At 74.1% G+C, this 21,630-nt stretch carries 3 protein-coding genes; all 3 read right to left on the bottom strand.

Translation table 11 applies throughout. The annotated features are described in order from the left end of the window. Positions 1-101: 101 nt before the first annotated feature. Positions 102-305 (bottom strand): MbtH family NRPS accessory protein, encoded by a 204-nt coding sequence (locus CGL27_RS04255; protein ID WP_046086618.1) that lies wholly within the window; start codon positions 303-305, stop codon positions 102-104. 63 nt (positions 306-368) lie between these two features. Further along, positions 369-1,625: an MFS transporter gene (locus tag CGL27_RS04250; protein WP_119984639.1), complete on the bottom strand. Its 1,257-nt coding sequence runs from the start codon at positions 1,623-1,625 to the stop codon at positions 369-371. Continuing rightward, complete coding sequence (locus CGL27_RS04245; RefSeq protein WP_119984638.1) at positions 1,622-21,628, bottom strand: non-ribosomal peptide synthase/polyketide synthase; 20,007 nt, start codon at positions 21,626-21,628, stop codon at positions 1,622-1,624. The genes CGL27_RS04250 and CGL27_RS04245 overlap by 4 nt, the downstream gene beginning before the upstream one ends. Between the last annotated feature and the right edge of the window lie 2 nt (positions 21,629-21,630).

Genomic DNA, 21,630 nt, shown 5'->3' with positions numbered 1-21,630 from the left:
TGTTCCCAGGATGGTAAACCGCCTGCCGGTACGGGGAAGTTGAGGGGCCCGGTCACGGCCGGCGCCGTTACGCGCCGGCCGCACCGCCCCAGGAGGCCCCGTCAGGAGGCCACGTTGTCCATGCGTTCACGCAGGCTGCGCGGCCGCATATCGGTCCACACCTCGTCGACGTACGCGGAGCACTCGTCCTTGGTGCCCTCCTTGCCGACGGGGCGCCAGCCCTCGGGCACCTCGAGGTCGGCGGGCCACAGCGAGTACTGGTCCTCGTCGTTGCGCAGCACCTGGTAGCGGGCGTTGTCGTCCATGGTCGTTGTCTCCTGTCGGTGATCGGTCAGGTTGGTGATGGTCGGTGACGTCACGGATGGCGGTCAGTCGGGTTGGGTCGGCCGCCCCTCCTCATGGCGCCGGGACAGCGTGCGCAGGGTCGGGCTGGCGGTGGCCAGGACGGCCGCGGCGGCCATCCCCGCCGCACAGAGCAGGATCGCCCGGTCGCCCGGCACGGTCTGGGCGAGCGATCCGCCCAGCGCGGGACCCGCCGCGCCCGCGGCACCGCAGGCCAGCACGAGTGTGCTGGTGAGCCTGCCGCGCAGCTCGTCCGGGGTGCGCAGGAGCTGATCGGTCATGATCGCGGTGTTGGCCGTCGGCGGGAACAGCGCCATCAGGGCGAACAGCACCCCGATCAGATAGCCGCTGTCCACCAGTACGGTGACCGGGGCGAACACGGCCAGGGCCCAGAACACCGCGACGATGGAGCCGTACGAGCCCAGCCGCCGGTACAGCACGGGCGCCACCAGCGCGCCGGCCACCCCGCCCACCCCGAGCATGGCCGCCATCACGCCCACCTCCCCGGAGGGCACCCCCCGGGACTCGGCGAGCACGATGACGACGAGATAGAAGGCGCTGAAGAACAGGTTGAGCACCACCGCGCACGCCACGGTGACCCGGATCCGGCGCTCCCGCCACACCCACCGCAGCCCGGCCAGCGCCTCACGGCCCAGCGGGCCCGCCCCGCCGGGGGGCCGTTCGCGCCGGGGCAGCCTGACGAAGAGCAGCGCGACGAAGGAGAGCGTATGCGTCACGGCGTCCACCAGGAAGGGGACGAACCGCCCCACGGCGAAGAGGAATCCGCCGGTCGCGGTGCCCGCCAGCTGGCCCATCGAGGCACGTGCCGTGTTCATCGCCACCGCCGTGGGCAGATGGTCGTCCGCCACCAGGGCGGGCAGCGACGCGTTCTCCGCCGGTTCGAAGAGTGCCGCGCTCGCCCCGAACACCGCCGCCACGGCCACCATGTGCCAGACGGTGGCCGCACCGGCCCACACGGCGACCACCAGGCTGATCGCGGAGACCGCCTGGGCCGCCTCGCAGCCCAGCATGATGGCCTTGCGGTCGTAGCGGTCCACCAGGACACCCGCCGGGAGCCCCACCACCATCTGCGCGGCGGCGATGGTGCCCATGACCAGACCGGAGGCGGCGGCCGAGCCGGTGAGCGCGAGGACCAGCAGCGGAAACGCGATCACCGCCGCGTGGAAGCCGAACTCCGAGAGCGCCTGACTGCCCCACAGCAGCCGGTAGTCCCGGTTGCGCGAGAGGGGAACCGGCGGGGACACCGGCGGGGCCGCGGTCATACGGCGCCCCGGCAGTCCTCGGCGATCCGGCGCAGCGCAGCCGCGAAGTCCCCGGCCACCGCCTCCACGGTCGCGTTATCATGCACATCGGGGCGGTAGCGCCAGGTGAAGCCGAGCCGGCCGTCCTGCACCGCGCCCACCACCTCCAGCAGATGGGAGCCGCCCTCGCGCGGGTCGTGGTCCTGGCCGAACGACCCGTGCTCGGCGTGCACCAGACCGCCCTGGGACCGCGCCGACCGGGCGTCCCACTGGCCCAGGTAGTTGAACACGATCTGCGGCCCGGCGCCGTGCCGGGACAGCCGCTCGCGCAGCGCGGGTGGGCCGAAGGCCCGTAGCGCCCCGAAGCCGAAGCCGTTGCCGGGGACGGTCCGCAGCCGCCGCCGGACCGACTTGACCAGACCGCGCCAGTCGGCCGGGCCGCCCTCGGGGATGTCCGGCAGGTCGAAGGAGACCGGGTACATGGTGGTGAACCAGCCCACCGTACGGGAGAGATCGACCCCGTCCAGGATGTCCTCGCGCCCATGGCCCTCCAGCTCCACGGAGACCCGCTCCTGGCCCGTCCAGCGGGACAGCGCCAGCGCGAGGGCGGCGAGCAGTACATCGTTGATCCGGGTGCGATAGGCGGTGGGCGCCGAGCGCAGCAGCGCCTCGGTGTCCCGCTCGTCGAGCTCGACCGGCACCGTACGGATCTCGGCCCCCGGCGCGGCCACCTGATGGTCGACCGGCAGCGGCCGGGCGTCGAGCGCCCCGCACCAGTGGTCGGCCTCGTGGTCCAGGGCGCCGCCCGCGACATGTTCGGCGAGCCCCCGCGCCCAGTCGCGGAAGGCGGTGGTCCTGGAGCCGAGGTCCACCGGTTCGTCCCGTACGCCCTGCTGATAGGCGATGTCCAGATCGTCCAGCAGGATCCGCCAGGACACCCCGTCGATGACCAGATGGTGCGCGGTCAGGAAGAGGAACGGCCGCCGGCCCTCGCCGAAGCGGAACAGCGCGGCCTTCAGCAGCGGCCCCCGGCCGAGGTCGAAGTCCGCGTGGAGCGCGTCGGCCGCCTTCTCCATCGCCGCGTCCGCCTCCCGCGCCGGCCGGCCGGACAGGTCGTGGCGGTCCAGGACGGCGATCTCGGCCTCCGGTTCGGGGACGTGGCTCCGCCACTCGCCGCCGTCCTCGGTGAACCGGGTGCGCAGCGCGTCATGGTGGACCAGGAGCGCGGCCAGCGCCCCCTCCAGCGCCTTCTCGTCCGGCTCCTGGTGCAGCTCCAGCAGGGTGGACTGGTTGAAGTGGCGCGGATTCACGGTGTGGGTGGCGAAGAACCAGCGCTGGATCGGGGTGAGCGGAAGCGACCCGGTCACCGGCTCCGCCCGGACCTCGTCCCGCTCGGCCGTGGCCACGGCGGCGAGCGCGGCCACCGACTGATGGGCGAACAGATCCTTGGTGGTCAGCCGGAGCCCGGCCTGGCGGGCGCGGGAGACCACCTGGATGCTGAGGATGGAATCCCCGCCGAGGTCGAAGAAGTTGTCGTCCACGCCCACCCGTTCCAGACCGAGCACATCCGCCCAGATGTCCGCGATCCGGTGCTCCATCGGGGTGCGCGGGGCGACATGGCCCGCACTGGAGGTGACGGGCGCCGGATCCGGATCGGGCAGGGCCCGGCGGTCGACCTTGCCGTGGGCGGTGAGCGGAAGGGCGTCCAGGGTGGCGAACGCGGACGGCACCATATGGGACGGCAGGGTCCGCCCCAGGACGTCGCGCAGCGAGGCGGCGGTCGGCGCGGCGCCCGGCGCCGGGACGACATAGCCCACCAGGCGCTTCCCACCGGAGGGCTGCTCCGGGGTCGGGGCGGTCTCCCGTACGGCGACCACCGCTTCCCGCACCTGAGGACTGCGCCGCAGCGCGCTCTCCACCTCGCCGAGTTCGATCCGGAAGCCCCGCACCTTGACCTGGTCATCGGCCCGGCCCAGGAACCTCAGCTCACCGTCGCCGGTCCACCGCACCACGTCGCCGGTGCGGTACATCCGGCCGCCCGCCGGGCCGAACGGATCGGCCACGAACCGTGCGGCGGTCAGCCCTGGGCGGCCCAGATAGCCGCGCGCCAAACTCGCGCCCGCCACATACAGCTCCCCGGCCACGCCCACCGGCACCGGGCGCAGCGCCTCGTCCAGCACATAGACCCGGGTGTTCGGGATCGGCCGGCCGATCGGCGGCGCCCCCGACCCCGCCGTGAGCGGCCCGGACCAGGTGCTCACCACCGTGGCCTCCGTCGGGCCGTAGGAGTTGACCAGGCGCCGGCCCGGCGCCCAGCGGTCCACCAGCTCGGCGGAGCAGGCGTCGCCGCCGACGATCAGGGTCCGCAGATCCGGCAGCCCCGCCCGCCACGCCGCCTCCGGCACGGTGGCCAGCGCGGCCGGGGGGATCAGCGCATGGGTGATCCGCTGCCCGCCGAGCACCTCGGCCAGCCGCTCGCCCAGCAGCGGGCCCTCGTCACCGATCACTAGCGTCGCGCCACGGGGCAGCGAGACGCACAGCTCCAGGACGGAGGCGTCGAAGCTGGGGGAGGAGAACTGGAGCACCCGGTCCCCGGCCCGCACGTCGTAGTGCGCGGCCGCGGCCGACGAGAAGCCGGCCAGCCCCGCATGGGTGACCACGACCGCCTTGGGCACACCGGTGGATCCGGAGGTGTAGATGACATACGCGGGATGGTCCGGCGTCAGGCCACGGCCGGGCGGTGGCCCGGCGGGACCGTCATCGGTCCAGACCGAGGCCGCGTCGTCGAGCACCACCGAGGGCGCGGCGTCCCGCAGCATGAACGCCACCCGCTCCTCGGGATACCCGGGGTCGACCGGCAGGAACGCACCGCCCGCCTTCGCCACGGCCAGCTGCGCCACCAGCATCTCCACCGAGCGCGGCAGCACCAGCGCCACCAGCCGCTCCGGCCCCACACCCTGGCCGATCAGCCGGTGTGCCAACCGGTTCGCGGCCGTCTCCAGCTCGGCGAAGGTGAGATCGCCCTTCCCGTACCGTACGGCCGTGGCATCCGGGGAGACGGCCGCCTGCCGTTCGAACAGCTCGCGCAGCGTGGCCCGGTCCACCTCGCGCCGGGTGTCGTTCCACTCGACCAGGGTGCGTCGCAGCTCGGCCGGGGTGGTCAGCGGCAGCGCGCCCACCGGCCGCCGCGGATCCTCGGCGATCGCGGCGAGCAGCGTGCACAGGGCGTCGCCCATCCGCTCCACGGTCGGGGCGTCGAACAGATCGGTGCTGTAGCCGATCAGTCCGCGCAGCACCCCGCCCTCGGCCTCGGCGAACTCGAAGGTCAGGTCGAAGGCGGCGGTGTCGGTGTCCAGCTCCACGTCCGCCAGCTCCAGACCGGGCAGCTCCAGCGCCCGGCCCGGGGCGTTCTGCAGCACCACCATCGCCTGGAACAGCGGTGTCCGGCTGGTGTCCCGGACCGGCCGCACCTCGTCCACCACCCGCTCGAACGGCACCGCCTGATGGGCGAAGGCGTCCAGGACGGTGCCGCGCACCTCGGCCAGGAAGTCGCCGAACCGGGCGTGCGGATCGACTGTGGAGCGCAGCACCAGGGTGTTGACGAAGAAGCCGATCAGCCGCTCCACCTCGGGGCGCTCCCGCCCCGAGGTGACGGTGCCCACGGCGATGTCCCGCCCGCCCGACAGCCGGGCCAGCAGGATCTGGGACGCCGCCACCAGCGTCATGAACAGGGTGGTTCCCCGTGCCTGCCCGAACTCCTTGAGACGCAGGCTCACTTCGGCGGGAACTGTGAACCCCGCGGTCGCGCCGTGCTTCGTCCGCACCGCGGGCCGGGGCCGGTCGGTGGGCAGCTCCAGCGCCGGGACCCCGGTTAACTGGCGTGTCCAGTAAGCCAGTTCCTCATCCGCGCGGGGAGCGGTCAGCTCGGCGCGCTGCCAGGCGGCGAAGTCCGCGTAGTGCACCGGCAGCGGGGGCAACGCCGCGGGCTCACCGCTCAGCGCCGCCCCGTACAGCTCCCGCAGATCGCCGGTGAGCACACCGGTGGACCAGCCGTCCGTGATGATGTGATGCAGCGTCAGGCTCAGTACGTGCTCCTGGGCGCCGAGCCGGATCAGCCCGGTCCGCAGCAGCGGTCCGCGCCGCAGATCGAACGGGCGCGCCCGCTCGTACGCCAGCAGCTCCACCAGCTCCGCCTCCCGCTCGTCGGCGGGGAGGTGGGACAGATCGGACGGGTCGAGCCGGATCTCCCAGGGGTCGTGCACGATCTGCACCCCGCGGCCGTCCACCGCGTCGAAGGTGGTCCGCAGCGACTCATGCCGGGCCACCAGCGCGGTCAGCGCCGCCCCGAGCGCATCCACATCGAGGGTTCCGCGCATCCGCAGCGCCAGCGGGGTGATGTACTCGGCGCTGTCCGGCGCGAAGGAGTCCAGGAACCACAGACGTTGTTGCGGATACGACAGCGGCAGCTCGCCGTCCCGGGCCACCGGTGTGATCGGGGCGGGCCGGTCCCCGGCGCGGCCGTCCGCGCCACCGAGCGCCTCGGCCAGAGCGGCGACGGTCGGATGGGTGAACACCAGGCGGGGCGAGGGCTCCACCCCGAGCACCTCCCGCAGCCGTGAGGTGAGCCGGATGGAGAGGATCGAGTCGCCGCCCAGCTCGAAGAAGTTGTCTTCGGCGCCGACCCGTTCCACCTCCAGCACCTCGGCCCACACCGCCGCCACGGCCTGTTCGGCTCCCTCGCGCGGTGCGCGGTAGGGCGTACGGCGGATGTCCGGGCCCGGGGCGGGCAGCGCCGCGCGGTCCAGCTTCCCGGTCGGGCCGAGCGGCAGTGCGTCCAGCGGGACGACGGTGGACGGCACCATGTAGTCCGGTAGCCGCTCCGCCGCGTACGCCCGCAGCCGCGCACCGTCCGCCGCCCCGTCGCCACCGGCCACCACATAGGCCACCAGCCGCTTGCCACCGGGACCGCCGTCCTGGGCGACCACGGCGACATCCGCCACCTCCGGATGACCGGCCAGCACCCCCTCCACCTCGCCCGGCTCGATCCGGAAGCCACGGACCTTGACCTGGTCATCGGCGCGGCCGAGGAACTCCACCGTGCCGTCCGGCCGTCGGCGCGCCAGATCGCCCGTGCGGTACATCCGCTCCCCGGCGGGCCCGTACGGATCGGCGAGGAACGCCGCGGCGGTCGGACCGGGACGGCCGAGATAGCCACGCGCCACCCCTTCCCCGGCGATGAAAAGCTCCCCGACCACCCCCGACGGCACGATCCGCAGCCGCGAATCCAGGACGTGGACCCGCATGTTGTCCAGCGGCCGGCCGATCGGCACCACCTCGGGCACCCCGTCGGCGCGGGACATCGGGAAGGACGTGGCGAAGGTCGTCGTCTCGGTCGGCCCGTACCCGTCCACCACGGTCAGCCCGGGGCAGCGCTCCAGCACCCGGCGCACCGAGGCCGCGGGCACCACATCGCCACCCGTCCACACCTCGCGCAGCCCCGCGAAGCAGTCCGGCGCGTCCTGCGCCAGCAGCCGGAACAGCCCGGCGGTCAGCCAGAGTCCGGTGATCCCCTGTGCTGCCACCAGTCGGCGTACCGCGACTGCGTCCAGCTCGCCCGATGTCACCACCACCCGGCCACCGCCCAGCAGCGGCACCCACATCTCGTAGGTGGCGGCGTCGAACGCCACCGGAGAGTGCAGTGGCACCCGCTCGTGCCCGCCACCGGCGAAGGCGCGGTCGAGGGCGAGCGCCGCCACATCGCGATGGCGCACCCCGACGGCTTTGGGCACACCGGTCGAGCCGGAGGTGAACATCACATACGCCAACTGGTCCCGGTGCACCGGCACCACGTGTGTCATCGGCTCGGCCTCCCGCGCGGCGGCCACCTCCTCCGGCGTCAGCACGACCGCGGCGCCCGCCTGGTCCAGCAGCGTCCGCCGCCGATCGCCCGGGGCGCGGACATCCACCGGTACATACACCCCACCGGCCCTGACCACCGCCAGCTCGGCCACGACCAGCTCCACCGACCGGTCCATGAGCAGCGCCACCCGGTCCTCCGGCCGCAGCCCGGACCGCACCAGGTGTCCCGCCAACCGGCCCGCCCAGTCATCGAGTTGGGCGTAGCTGAGCGAGGTGGCGCCGTCGGTGACGGCGACGGCGTCCGGGGTACGGCGGACCCGCTCGGCGAACAGGTCGGCCAGCGAGCCCTCCGGCAGCGGCCGGGCGGTGGCGTTCCACTCGCCCATCGCCCGGAGGCGCTCCGCCGCCGTCAGCAGCGGCAGCTCGTCCAGCGACCGTCCGGCGCCGTCCGCGATCCCGGTCAGCAGCGTCTGAAGATGGGCCGCTGCCCGCTCCACGGTGGCCGCGTCGAACAGCGCCGGATCGTAGGCGATGTCGAAGCCCAGCCGGTCGCCGAGATAGGCGCGCAGACACAGCGGGAAACTGGTGGAGTCCTCGGCCCGCACCTCCTGGACACGGATCCCGGCACCGGCCGCCGACGCCTCGTCGAAGGGGTAATTCTCGAACACCACCATGCTGTCGAAGAGCGCCTCACCGGCCGGAAGCGCGCTGAGGGCCTGGATCCGGGGGAGGGCGACGAAGTCGAAGCGGCGGGACTCGCTCTGCTGCTCCTGAAGCTCCCGCAGCCACTCCACGACCTCACGGCCGCCCTCGGCCACGGCCCGGGTGGGGACCGTGTTGATGAACATGCCGACCATCGTCTCCACGCCCGGCAGCCCCTCCGGACGGCCCGAGACGGTGGTGCCGAACACCACATCGCGCTCACCGCCGTACCGCGACAGCAGCAGCGCCCACGCCCCCTGCACCACCGTGTTGACCGTCAGCCCGCCGCCGCGCGCCGTCTCCCGCAGCCGGGCGGACACCTCCTCGGTCAGCTCCAGCCGGGTCAGCGCGGTCGAGGAGGTGCGATGCGCCTCCCGGGGCGGCCGGTCGTACGGCAGCGGCGTGCGGACGCCGAAGCCCGCCAGCACCCCGCGCCAGTGGCGCTCCGCCCGCTCCTGGTCCTGTCCGCGCAGCCAGCGCAGAAAGTCCCGGAAGGGCCGGCGCGCGGTCGGCCGCGGTGTGCGTCCGGCGACGAGGGCCGCGTAGGTCTCGCACACCTCGGCGAAGATCTGCCCGGTGCTCCAGCCGTCCAGCATCAGATGGTGGGAGGTCCACACCAGCATGACCTCGTCATCGGGCAGCCCGGCCACCGCGATCCGGCTCAGCGGGGCCGAGGTGAGTGCCATCCCGGCGGCGCGGTCCTCGGCCAGCAGCCGGCCCAGCGCCTCCTCGCGCGCGGACGGTGTCAGCCCCCGCCAGTCCAGCCGGGTGGTGAGCAACTCGGCCTGGCGGTGGACGAGTTGGACGGGCTCGGCGAGCCCATCCCAGCGGACGGAGCTGCGTAGGCCCGGCGTCCGGTCCACCACCCGCTGCCAGGCGTCGGCGAAGGCGTCCGGGTCGGCGATCCCGCCGATCCGGATGGCGATCTGGTCGAAGTAGGCGCCACCGGTGGCACCGCTGTCCACGAGGCCATGGAAGAGCATGCCGGCCTGGAGCGGGGTCAGCGGATAGACGTCCTCCACCGCGCCGCCGTCACCGGCGATCAGGTCCACCTGGCGCTGGTCGAGCCGGGCGAGCGGGAAGTCGGACGGCGTGCGCCCGCCCGCGCCGGGCTCCGCGCAGTGCGCCACGATCTCCTTCAGCGCGGCCAGACAGTCGTCCGCGAGCCGGCGCACGGTCGCCTCGTCGTACATCCGGGCCGGATAGCTCCAGCCCAGCTCCAGCCGGCCGTCCTGGACCGCGCCGGTGACCTCCAGCAGACAGGGGCGGGTCTCCCCGGGCGGGGCGTCCTGGCCGGTCACGGGGAGGGCGGCGCGGTAGAGCCCGGGGGCGGCGCCGTCGTCCGCCGCCACCTCCCACTGGCCGTGGTAGTTGAAGACGATCTGCGGTGACGGGCCGTCCCGCAGCTCCCCGGCCGGGGAGCCCTCGGGGGCCAGATGGCGCAGCGCTCCGTAGCCGAGCCCGTGGTGCGGGACGGCGCGCAACTGCTCCTTGACGGACCGGAGGGTGTCGCGCCACCCCGCCTCGGCGTCGACGGCCAGCGCGAGCGGGTATTCGGAGGTGAACCAGCCGACCGTACGGGAGAGATCCAGGTCCTCGAAGAGATCCTCGCGGCCGTGTCCCTCCACGCCGATCAGCACCGTGTCCCCACCGGTCCAACGGGCCAGGCTCCGGCCGAGCGCGCCCAGCAGCACATCGTTGATCCGCGTCCGGTAGACACCGGGGACCTGGCGCAGCAGCGCCTCGGTCTCGGCCCGGCCGAGGACGGTGGTCACCGTGGCCGCCGTCTCATGGGTGTTGGGGCCCTCACGGTCGACGGGGAGCGCGGCGGGCGCGGAGCGCGCAACCCCCGTCCAATACTCCAGATCGCCGTCGAGCCCGCCGGAGCGCACGTGTTCCGCCAGCCGGGCGGCCCAGCGGGTGAAGGCGCTGCTCGCCGGGGGCAGGGTGGCCTGGCCACCGGCGGCGGCGCGGCGGTAGGCGGTCTCCAGGTCGCCGAGCAGGACCCGCCAGGAGACGCCGTCCACCACCAGATGGTGGGCGGTGAGCAGCAGCTCGGACGGCCGCCCGGGACCGAAGGTGAACAGCAGCACCCGCAGCACCGCCCCCTCGGCGATGTCCAGCCCCGTCTGGGCCGCGACCGTGGCCTCCCGTACGGCGGCGGTGCGTGCGGCATCGTCCAGACCGGACAGGTCGTGCCGCTCCAGGACACCGTCGGGGGCGGCGGGAAGGACCTCCTGCCGCCACCGTCCGTCGACGGCCAGGAAGCGGGTGCGCAGCGCCGCGTGGTGCGCCACCAGGGCGTCCACCGCCTGGCGCAGGGCGGCCTCGTCGAGGTCGCCGGTGAGCTCCAGCCGGTGGCTCATGGTGAAGTGGTGCCGCTCGCCGGGCCGCCGCCCGTCCAGATACCAGTGCTGGATCGGGGTCAGCGGCGCCGGTCCGGCCACCGCTTCGGCGGGTTCCGGAAGCGGCTGCCGCCGGGCGGTCTCGACGCTCAGCCCGAGTTCCGCGACGGTCTGGTGGCGGAAGACGTCCTTGGAGGTGAGGGTCAGCCCGGCCTGGCGGGCGCGGGAGACGATCTGGATGCTGAGGATCGAATCGCCGCCCAGGGCGAAGAAGTTGTCCTCCACGCCCACCTGGGGGACGCCCAGCACCTCGGCCCAGACGCCCGCCAGCACCGTCTCGGCCGGGGTCCGGGGGGCCACGTACGGGGAGCCCTGCTCCGGCCGCTCGGGGGGAGCGGGCAGCGCGCGCCGGTCGGCCTTGCCACTGTCGGTGCGGGGCATCCGGTCCAGCGTCACGAAGGCGGCCGGGACCATGTAGTCGGGCAGGGCGCGCTTGAGCCGGGCGCGCAGCTCCACCGGATCCGGGACGGCGGCCGGGTCGGGGGAGTCGGCGGAACCGGTGGCCACCAGATAGGCCACCAGCCGCCGGTGGCCGGTGTCCTCGCGGGCCACGACCACCGCCTCCTGGATCGCCGGATGGTCCAGCAGCGCGGCCTCGATCTCCCCGGGCTCGATCCGCAACCCACGGATCTTGAGCTGCTCGTCGGCGCGGCCGAGGAACTCCAGCGCCCCGTCCGCCGTCCAGCGAGCCCGGTCGCCGGTGCGGTACATCCGGCTGCCGGGAGGGCCGTACGGATCGGCGACGAAATGCCCCGCGGTGAGCCCGGGGCGGCGCAGATAGCCGCGGGCGACCTGGGCCCCGGCCAGATGGAGCTCACCGGGGACGCCGGGCGGTACCGGCCGCAGCGCGCCGTCCAGGACGTACGCCCGCAGATTGCGGCCGGGCCGTCCGATGAGCGGGCGCTCGCCGAGACCGGCCAGGTCGCCGTAGACCGCGTCCACGGTGCATTCGGTGGGCCCGTAGAAGTTGTACGCCGCCACGCCCGGCACCGCGCGCAGTTCCCGCCACAGCGCTGTCCCGAGGGCCTCGCCGCCCACCATGACGATCCGGGGACGGTGGCGGCCCTGGGCGAACAGCCCGGCCGCCATCAGCTCATGGAGGTACGACGGGGTGAGGTCGACGAAGTCCACGCCACGGGCGTCGATCAGCGCCACGAGGGCGGCCGGGTCGAGCCGTACCGCGTCGTCGACCAGATGCACCTCCTGGCCCGCGGCCAGGAACACCGCGCCCTCCCAGGAGGTGTCGAAGGAGAACGCGGCGGTCAGCGCCGCGCGCAGCGGACGGCCCGCCTCGGCCTGGTGCGGTGCGATGAGCTCGGCCGCGTGGTCGAGGCAGAGGTTGACCAACTGGCGGTGTTCGACGGCGACGCCCTTGGGGCGGCCGGTGGACCCCGAGGTGTAGGTGATGTACGCGGTGTGCCCGGGGAGCAGCGGGGACAGCCGGTCGGCGTCGGTGGGATCGGTGTCCGGCAGCCCGTCCAGGGGCGCGTCCCGCAGGACATCGGGGGTGAGGACGACCTCGGGCGCCGCGTCCTCCAGCAGGAATCGCGCGCGCTCCGGAGGCAGTTCGGGGTCGACGTAGAGGTGCGTACCGCCCGCCTTGAGGACGGCGAGCAGGGCCACCATCAGCTCGGCGGTGCGCGGAAGCCTGACCGCGACCACCTTCTCCGGGCCCACCCCGAGGGCGATCAGATGGTGGGCCAGCCGGTTGGCACGGGCGCCCAGCTCCGCGAAGTCGTAGGTGGCGTCGGCGGCCACCAGTGCGGTCGCGCCAGGGGCGCGGGCGGCCTGTTCCTCGAAGAGACGGGGGAAGGTGGTGTCCGCCACCGCGAGCGCGGTGTCGTTCCACTCCTCCAGCACCGTCCGCCGCTCCCCGGCGGTCAGCAGCGGCAGTTCGCCCACCCGCAGTCCGGGGTCCTCGGCCACCGCCTCCAGCAGCAGCCGCAACTGACGGGTCATCCGCTCCACGGTGGCCGCGTCGAACAGGTCGGTGTTGTACTCCACGAAACCGGTCAGGGCGCCGAGGTGCTCCACGAAGTCGAAGCCCAGATCGAAACCGGCGGTCCGGCCGGGAACCCGGACGGCCTCCACCGTGAGACCCGGCAGATCCGGCACCTCCGCGCCCAGATTGTGCAGCGCCACCATGACCTGGAAGAGCGGAGTGCGGCTGGTGTCCCGCTCCGGCTGGAGCGCGTCCACGATCCGCTCGAACGGCACGTCCTGGTGGGCGAAGGCGTCCAGCACGGTGCCCCGCACCCGGGTGAGCAGCTCCTCGAACGGCTGGTCGGCGTCCACCCGGGTGCGCAGCACCAGCGTGTTCACGAACATCCCGACCAGCTGCTCCAGTTCGGGGCGCTCCCGTCCCGAGGTCACGGTGCCCACCGCGATGTCCTCCTGGCCCGACCAGCGGGCGAGAAGCACCTGGCAGGTGGCGAGGAGCGTCATGAAAAGGGTGGCGTCGCCGCGCCGCCCGGCCGCGCGCAGCCGCGCCACCAGCCCGGCGGTCAGGGTGAACTCCAGCAGCGCCCCGTTCTTGGTCTGCACGGCCGGCCGCGGACGGTCGGTGGGCAGCTCCAGCGGCGCCAGATCGGCCAGCCGCGCCCGCCAGTACTCCAACTGCGGCTCCACCGCCGCCGCGCCGCCGAGCGGATCGCGCTGCCACGCCGCGTAGTCGGCGTAACCCAGCGGCAGCGGGGCGAGCGCGGGCGGCCGTGCCATGACCGCCGCGCCGTACAGCTCGCTCAGATCGGCGCCGATGACGGCGGTGGACCAGCCGTCCGTGACGATGTGGTGCATCGTCAGGGTGAGCACGTGTTCCTTGTCGTCCAGCCGGATCAGGGACGCCCGCAGCAGCGGCCCGGTGCGCAGCTCGAAGGGGGTGGCGCCCTCCCGCTCCAGCAGCCGCTCCAGCTCCCGCTCGCGGTCGGCCGCGGGACGGGCCGTGAGGTCGTGCGAGGGCAGCGCCACCGGGTACGGGTCGTGCACCCGCTGCACCCCGCGGCCGTCCACCTCGGCGAAGGTGGTGCGCAGCGGCTCGTGCCGGGCCACCAGACCGTCCAGGGCGGTGCGCAGCGCGCCGATGTCCAAATGGCCGCGCAGCCGCAGCGCGAACGGTGTCACATACTCCGTACCGCCGTCGTCGAAGGAGTCCAGGAACCACAGGCGCGCCTGCGCGAAGGACAGCGGCAGCTCCCCGTCCCGTGGCACGGCCGGGATGGTGTCCGCGCTCCCGCGCTCCTCAGGCACGGTCAGCGCGGCGGCGAGCTCGGCCACGGTGGTGTGGGTGAACAGCGCGCGCGGGGTGACGTCCGCGCCGAAAGCCGTCCGCAGTCGGGAAGCCACCCGGATGGCCAGGATCGAATCGCCGCCCAGGGCGAAGAAGTCGTCCGTCGCCCCGGCCTCCTCGACCGGGAGGACCTCGGCCCACACCCGCGCCACCGTACGCTCGGCCTCGGTGCGCGGGGCGATCCGCTCGGCGCTCGCCGCGAAGCCGTCCGGGCCGGGCGCGGGCAGCGCGCCCCGGTCCAGCTTGCCGTTGGCGGTCAGCGGCAGCGCGTCCAGCGACAGGAACGCCGCCGGAATCATCTGTGCGGGCAGCGACCGCTGGAGGAACTCGCGCAGCTCGGCGGCGTCCGGTGGCGCGGCCGCACCGGCGGCCACCACATAGGCCACCAGCCGCCGTATCCCGGGCTGGTCCTCCCGCACGGTCACCACCGCGTCGCCGACCTCCGGATGGGCCACCAGGGCGGCCTCGATCTCCCCGGGCTCGATCCGGAAGCCGCGGATCTTCACCTGGTCGTCGGCGCGGCCCAGATACTCCAGCTCCCCGTCCGCGCTCCACCGGGCCCGGTCGCCGGTGCGGTACATCCGGCTCCCGGCGGGCCCGTACGGATCGGCCACGAAACGGGACGCGGTCAGCCCCGGGCGGTGCAGATAGCCCCGGGCGAGCCCGGCCCCCGCCACAAACAGCTCGCCGACCGCCCCCGGCGGCACCGGCCGAAGACTCTCGTCCAGCACATACACCCGCAGATCGGGGATGCCGGTGCCGATCGCGCTTCCGGTGGCCGCCGCGACGGACGCGGTGGCGCGGTCGAGCGGGGCGTAGGTGACATGCACGGTGGTCTCGGTGATCCCGTACATGTTGACCAGCACCGGCGCGGTGTCCGGATGCCGCGCGTACCAGCCCGCCAGCCGCCGCGCGTCGAGCGCCTCACCGCCGAACACCACGCGGCGCAGGGCGAGCCGGGCCCCGGGGTTCTCCTCATCCGCGCGCATCAGCCCCTGGAAGGCGGACGGTGTCTGGCTGAGCACCGTCACCCGCTCGTCCGCCAGCAGCCGCAGGAACTCCTCCGGGGAGCGGGAGACGGCGTAGGGGACGACCACGAGCCGGCCGCCGTGCAGCAGCGGCCCCCAGATCTCCCAGACGGAGAAGTCGAAGGCGTAACTGTGGAACAGCGTCCACACATCGCCCGCGTCGAACGAGAACCACGCATGGGTCCGGGAGAACAGCCGGACCACATTGGCGTGCGGGATCACCACTCCCTTGGGCACACCCGTGGACCCGGAGGTGTAGATGGCGTAGGCGGGGCTGTCCGGCAGCGGCCCCGAACCGGCCGGGACGGTGGCGGGCCGGCGCGCCAGATCGGCGATCAGGGCGGGGTCGTCCAGGCACAGCCGGGCCACGGCGGTGTCCTCATCGAGCAGTGCCTGGTGGGCGGCGGTGGTCAGCAGGACGACCGGTTCGGCGTCGGCGAGCATCCGGGCGATCCGGCCGGACGGCTGGTCCGGGTCGAGCGGCAGATAGGCCGCCCCCGTCTTCAGCACCGCGACGATCGCCACGATCATGTCCGGCGAACGGGGCAGCGCCAGTGCCACATACCGCTCCCGCCCGGCGCCCTCGGCGATGAGCCGATGCGCCAACCGGCCCGCCCGCGCGTCGAGTTCGGCGTACGACAGCGATGTCCCGGCGCAGGAGACGGCGATGGCCCCGGGGGTCCGGGCGGCCTGCTCCTCGAACAGCTCCACCAGGGTCCGCTCCGGCGTCGCCGGAGCCGCGCCGCCGCCCCACTCCACCAGGATCCGCCGGCGCTCCTCGCCGGTGGTCCACGGAAGCGCGCGCAGCGGACGATCGGTGTCCGCCGCGATCGCGGTGAGCAGCAGGCACAGCCGGTCGGCGAGCGCGGCCGCGGTCCGGGCATCGAACAGCCCCGGGTCATAGCCGAGATCGAAGCCCAGCCGATCGGAGAGATGCGCTCGCAGACTCAGGCCGAAGTTGGTCGCGTCGACGGACCGCACCTCGACGATTCGCAGGCCCGCCTCGCGCGCCGAGGAGTCGTCGAAGGGGTAGTTCTCGAACGCCACCATGGAGTCGAAGAGCGGGGTCCCGGCCGGTAGCTCGCTCCAGCCCGACACCTGCGCCAGCGAGACGGATTCGTGGCGCCGGGACGCGGACTGCGCCGCCTGGAGCTCCCGCAGCCAGTCACCGGTGTTCCGGGCGGCGTCCACCCGGACCCGGGTCGGCAGGGTGTTGATGAACATCCCCACCATCGACTCGACCCCGGCCAGCTCCGCCGGACGGCCCGAGACGGTGGTGCCGAAGACCACGTCCTCCACAGCGGCGTACCGGGACAGCAGCAGCGCCCAGGCGCCCTGCACGATGGTGTTGACGGTCAGGCCGCCACCGCGGGCCGTACGGCGCAGCTCCTCCGACACCTCGGGGGTGAGCGCCACCGCCACGGTCGCCGAGGACCGGGCCCGGTGGGACTCCACGGCCACCCGGTCGCGGGGGAGCGGGGTCGGCGCGGTGAAGCCCGCGAGCAGCTCCCGCCAGTGGCGCTCGGCCTCCTGCCCGTCCTGCCCGGCCAGCCACTGCAGATAGTCGCGGAACGGCCGACGGGCGGGGAGCGCCGGGGTCTGGCCCGCAGTGGCCGCGGTGTACCGCTCGCACACCTCGGTGAACACCTGCGCCAGGCTCCAGCCGTCCAGGACCAGATGGTGCGAGGTCCAGATCAGCGCCACCCGGGCGTCGGTCAGCCGGGCGATGGCCAGCCGCATCAGCGGCGGCGCGGCCAGGTCGATGCCCAGGGCCAGGTCCTCGGCGCGGAAGCGCTCCAGCTCGGCCTCGCGCCGCTCATCGGACAGCCCGCGCCAGTCCAGATGGGTCACGGGCACCTCGGCCCGGTGGCGGACGATCTGCAGCGGCCGCTCCACACCCTCCCAGACGACGCCACCGCGGAGCACCGGGGTGCGGTCCACCGTCTCCTGCCAGGCCCGGGCGAACGCCTCCGGGTCGCGCACCCCGTCCAGGGTCAGCACGGCCTGGTCGAGGTAGACGTCCTCCGCGCCGCCGACCAGCCGGTGGAAGAGCATGCCCTCCTGAAGCGGCGTCAGCGGATAGACGTCCTCGATCTCCCGTCCGTCGCCCACCAGCCGGTCGAGGGCGGCCTGGTCCAGCCGGGCCAGCGGGAAGTCGGAGGGCGTCCGGCCGCCCGCGCCCGGTCCGTCGCAGTGCGCCACGATCTCCCGCAGCGCCGTGAGCATGCCGTCCGCGAGCCACCGCACCGTAGCCACGTCATGGACCCGGTCGGAGAACAGCCAGGTCAGCTCCAGCTCACCGGCCGCCACCACGGCGGACACATCGAGCGGATACACCGAGGGCTCGTCGGCGGCCAGATCCCGCCCCAGGCTCTCCCCGGTGAGGGTGAACGCGCCACCGTCGCCGCCCGAGCCCCACTGGCCGTGGTAGTTGAAGCAGATGCCCGGCAGCGGCGCGTCGGCGAGCGCCCGCGCGGGGGAGCCCGGGGCGCTCAGATACGCCAGCGCCTCATAGCTCAGCCCCCGGTGCGGCAGCGCGCGCAGTTGCTCCTTCACCGACCTCAGCACCGCGCCCCAGCCGTCCCCGGGCAGCGTCAGCGCCACCGGGTACTGCGTGGTGAACCAGCCCACGGTCCGGGACAGCTCGACGGCCGCGTCCAGCTCCTCCCGGCCATGGCCCTCCATGGCCACCAGCACCCGGTCCTCGCCCGTCCAGCCGGCGAGCACCCGCCCCAGCGCGCTGAGGAGCACATCGTTGATCTGCGTCCGGTACACCCCGGGCACCCGGCGCAGCAGCCCGTCGGTGACCTCGCGCTCGAGCGTCACCCGCACGGTGTGGGTGGACCCGGCCGTGGCCGTGCCCGGGCGGTCCACCGGAAGGTCCGCGCCGCCCGCTTCCCGTACGCCCTCCCAGTACGCCAGATCGCCGTCCAGCAGCCCCTCCCGCACCCGCTCGCCCAGCCGGTGGGCCCAGGTGGTGAAGGCGGTGGAGGCGGGCTCCAGGCGCACCGGCTCCCCGGCGGCGGCCTGCCGGTAGGCGCTCTCCAGATCGCCCAGCAGAATGCGCCACGAGACACTGTCCACGGCCAGATGGTGTGCGGTGAGGAACAGCCGCGGCCGGGCCCCCGCCCCACGCCGGAGCAGGGCGCCCCGCAGCAACGCCCCCTTCGCCAGGTCGAGTTCGGAGCGGACGGCCTCCGCCGCCGCCTCGGCGGCGGCCGTCTCCTCGGCCCCGTCGAGCCCGGACAGATCGTGGTGGCGCAGCAGCGACCCGCCCGCCACGTCGTCCGCGAGCTGGTGCCACCCGCCGTCGTCGCCCTGGACGAACCGGGTGCGCAGGGCCGGGTGGTGCGCGACCACGGCCTCCAGCGCGGCCTCCAGCGCCCCCTCGTCCAGGTCGTGCGGCAGATCGAGCACCATCGACATGGTGAAGTGGCGCAGCGGGCCATGGGTGGCGAAGAACCAGTGCTGGATCGGCGTGAGCGGCGCCGGACCCGCCACGTCCACCGCTTCGTCGGCGGGGGCGCCGGGCGCGCTGCGCGGCGTCACGGCCGCGGCCAGCTCGGCGATGGTCTGGTGCAGGAAGACGTCGCGCGAGGTGAGCGCGAGTCCGGCTTGGCGGGCGCGGGCGACGATCTGGATGCTGAGGATCGAATCGCCGCCCAGCTCGAAGAAGTTGTCGCTCACTCCCACCGTTTGGGCGCCGAGCACCTCGGCCCAGATCCGTGCGAGCTCCCGCTCCGTTTTCGTGCGCGGAGCCTCGGTGGCCCGCTCCCGCCGGTCCGCATCGAGCCTCGGGGCGGGCAGTGCCCGGCGGTCCAGCTTGCCGCTGGCGTTGAGCGGCATGGCGTCGAGGGCGACGAACGCGCCGGGGACCATATGGCCGGGCAGGGTGCGCCCGAGGGCCGCGCGCAGTTCGGCGGAGGCGGGCGGCTCACCGCCCGGGGCGAGCACGTAGTAGGCGGCCAGCCGCGTGTGGCCGCGGTCGCCGGTCACCGCGACGACGGCCGCCTCGGCGACGGCCGGGAGATCGAGCAACGCCGCCTCGATCTCGCCCGGTTCGATCCGGTGGCCCCGGATCTTCACCTGGTCATCCGCGCGGCCGAGGCATTCCAGCTCCCCCTCGGCGGTCCAGCGGGCCAGGTCACCGGTGCGGTACATCCGGCTCCCGGCGGGCCCGTACGGATCGGCCACGAAGCGGGACGCGGTCAGCCCCGGACGGCCCCGGTACCCCCGGGCCACCTGCTCACCGGCCAGATACAGCTCACCCGCCACCCCCACCGGCACCGGCTGGAGCCGGGAGTCGAGCACATGGGCGCGCAGATTGCCCAGCGGCCGGCCCACCACCGGACGCCCGGCGCCGCCGATCCGGGCGGCGAGCGCGTCGATGGTGCACTCGGTCGGACCGTAGAAGTTGTACGCCGTCGTGCCGGGCGTGTCCGCCAGCCGCCGCCACAGTGACGGGCCGAGCGCCTCGCCGCCCAGCATCAGCACCCGCGGGCGGTGCCGGGGGTGGTCCAGCAGTCCGGCCGGGAGAAGCTGCCGCAGATAGGAGGGGGTGAGGTCGAGGAAGTCGATGCGGTGCTCGGCGATGTGCTCCACCAGCGCGGCCGGATCGAGCCGGGTGTTCTCGTCGATGAGGTGCAGCTCATGGCCGTCCGCCAGCAGGAGCAGCCCTTCCAGCGAGGTGTCGAAGGAGAACGAGGCGGTCAGCGCCGCGCGCAGCGGCCCGCTGCCCACCTCGGCCACAAAGCCCTGCCGGTGGCCGACCAGCAGGTTGACCATCGACCGGTGTTCCACGGCCACCCCCTTGGGGCGGCCGGTGGATCCGGAGGTGTAGAGGACGTAGGCGGCGCTGTCGGGGTGCAGTGCGGCGGTCCGGTCCGCGTCCGTGGGATCGGCCGTCGGCAGCGTGGCGGGGACGGCGCGCAGGGCGGCCTCGTCGAGCATCAGCGCCGGTTCGGCGTCGGCCAGGAGGAACGCGATGCGCTCGGCGGGGAGTTCCGGATCGAGGGGCAGATAGACCCCGCCCGCCTTGAGCACCCCCAGGATCGCCACGACCATGTCGGCGGTCCGCGGCAGCTTCACCCCGACGACGCGCTCCGGCCCGACGCCCTGGGTGATCAGATGGTGCGCCAGCCGGTTGGCTGCCGTGTTCAGCCCCGCGAAGTCGTAGGTGGCGTCGGAGGCCACCAGCGCCGTCGCCCCCGGGGTACGGGCCGCCTGCGCCTCGAACATCGCCGGGAACGTGGCCGGTTCGACCGCGAGCGCGGGGCCGCGCCCGGCGGCCGTCATCCGCCGCCGCTCGCCGTCCGTGAGCAGGGGCAGCTCCCGCACCGGCCGGTCCGGATCCGCGGCCACCCCGTCGAGCAGCACCAGCAGATGGCCCGCCATCCGCTCGGCGGTCGCCGCGTCGAACAGCTCGGTGCTGTACTCCAGCAGCCCCCGCAGCTCCGCCCCATCCGACCCGTCCTCGACGAATTCGACGCTGAGGTCGAAGGTGGCCGACCGCCGGGGCACATCCACGCTCGCCACGGCCGGCCCGGCCAGCCGGGGCGCGCTCCGCGGGGCGCTGTGCAGCAGCACCATCACGTCGAACAGCGGATTGCGGCCCGCCTCCCGGCGCGCCCCCACGGCCTCCACCAGCCGTTGGTACGGCGTCTCGTCATGGGCGAAGGCGTCCAGCACCGTGGCCCCGGCGTCGGCCAGCAGCTCACGGTAGGAACGGGCCGTGTCCACCGCGGAGCGCAGCACCACCGTGTTGACGAAGAAGCCGACGGCGCGCTCCAGCTCGGTGCGGCCACGGCCGGAGGTGACGGTGCCGATGGCGATGTCGTCCTGCCCCGACCAGCGGGCGAACAGCCCCTGGCAGGCGGCGACCAGCGCCGTGAACAGCGTGGTCCGCTCCCGCGCGGCAAGCGCGCGCAGCCGGTCCGCGGTGGCGCGGTCCACGGTGAACTCATGGACCGCCCCCGCAGAGGTGGGCGCCGCGGGCCGGGGCCGGTCGGTGGGCAGCTCCAGGGGGACGACGCCGTCCAGCCGCCCCTTCCAGTAGCCGAGCTGCCGGTCCAGGGCGGCCCCCGAGAGCCGCTCCCGCTGCCACACGGCGAAGTCGGGATACTGCACCGGCACCGGGGGCAGCGGGTCCGCGCCGGGCTCCACGCCGTACAGCGCGCACAGCTCGTCCTGGAGCACCCCCATCGACCAGCCGTCGGTGACGATGTGATGGGCCGTGAGCAGCAGCACGTGCTCGTCCTCGGCCAGGCGGATCAGCAGCGCCCGCAGCGGCGGGCCGGTCCGCAGATCGAACGGCCGGGCGTACTCGGCCAGCAGCAGCCGGTCCAGCGCTCCCGGCCCCCGGTCCGCGCCGGTGAGGTCGGCCACCGGCAGGGGGACGGGCGCGGCCGGGCGCACCACCTGAGCGGGCCGGCCGTCGATGTCGTCGAACGTGGTCCGCAGCGCCTCATGCCGCTCCACCAGGGCATCCAGCGCCCCGGAGAGCGCCACCACGTCCAGCGCGCCGGTCAGCCGCAGCGCCAGCGCGCTGTTGTACCCCGCCTCGTCCGGCTGGAGGGTGTGCAGAAACCACAGCCGTTCCTGGGCGAAGGACAGCGGCAGCGGCCGTGCGCGGTCCGCGCGGGGGATGGCGTCGGCGCGTCCGGCCTTGCCCGCGAGGCGGCGGCGGAGCGCCTCCCGCAACTCCTCGGGCAGCGCGGAAGCGCGATCGTTCCTCGAAGACGTCATGT

The organism is Streptomyces sp. 11-1-2 (assembly GCF_003595545.1).
Classification (GTDB): domain Bacteria; phylum Actinomycetota; class Actinomycetes; order Streptomycetales; family Streptomycetaceae; genus Streptomyces; species Streptomyces hygroscopicus_B.
The sequence above is the reverse complement of the archived record's forward strand: the minus strand, read 5'-3'. Positions and strand labels throughout refer to the sequence as shown.

What these genes read in the sequence shown, in the direction of transcription:
- CGL27_RS04255 (WP_046086618.1), bottom strand. Translation starts at nt 305, where the DNA reads ATGGACGACAACGCCCGCTACCAGGTGCTGCGCAACGACGAGGACCAG.
- CGL27_RS04245 (WP_119984638.1), bottom strand. Translation starts at nt 21,628, where the DNA reads ATGACGTCTTCGAGGAACGATCGCGCTTCCGCGCTGCCCGAGGAGTTG.
- CGL27_RS04250 (WP_119984639.1), bottom strand. Translation starts at nt 1,625, where the DNA reads ATGACCGCGGCCCCGCCGGTGTCCCCGCCGGTTCCCCTCTCGCGCAAC.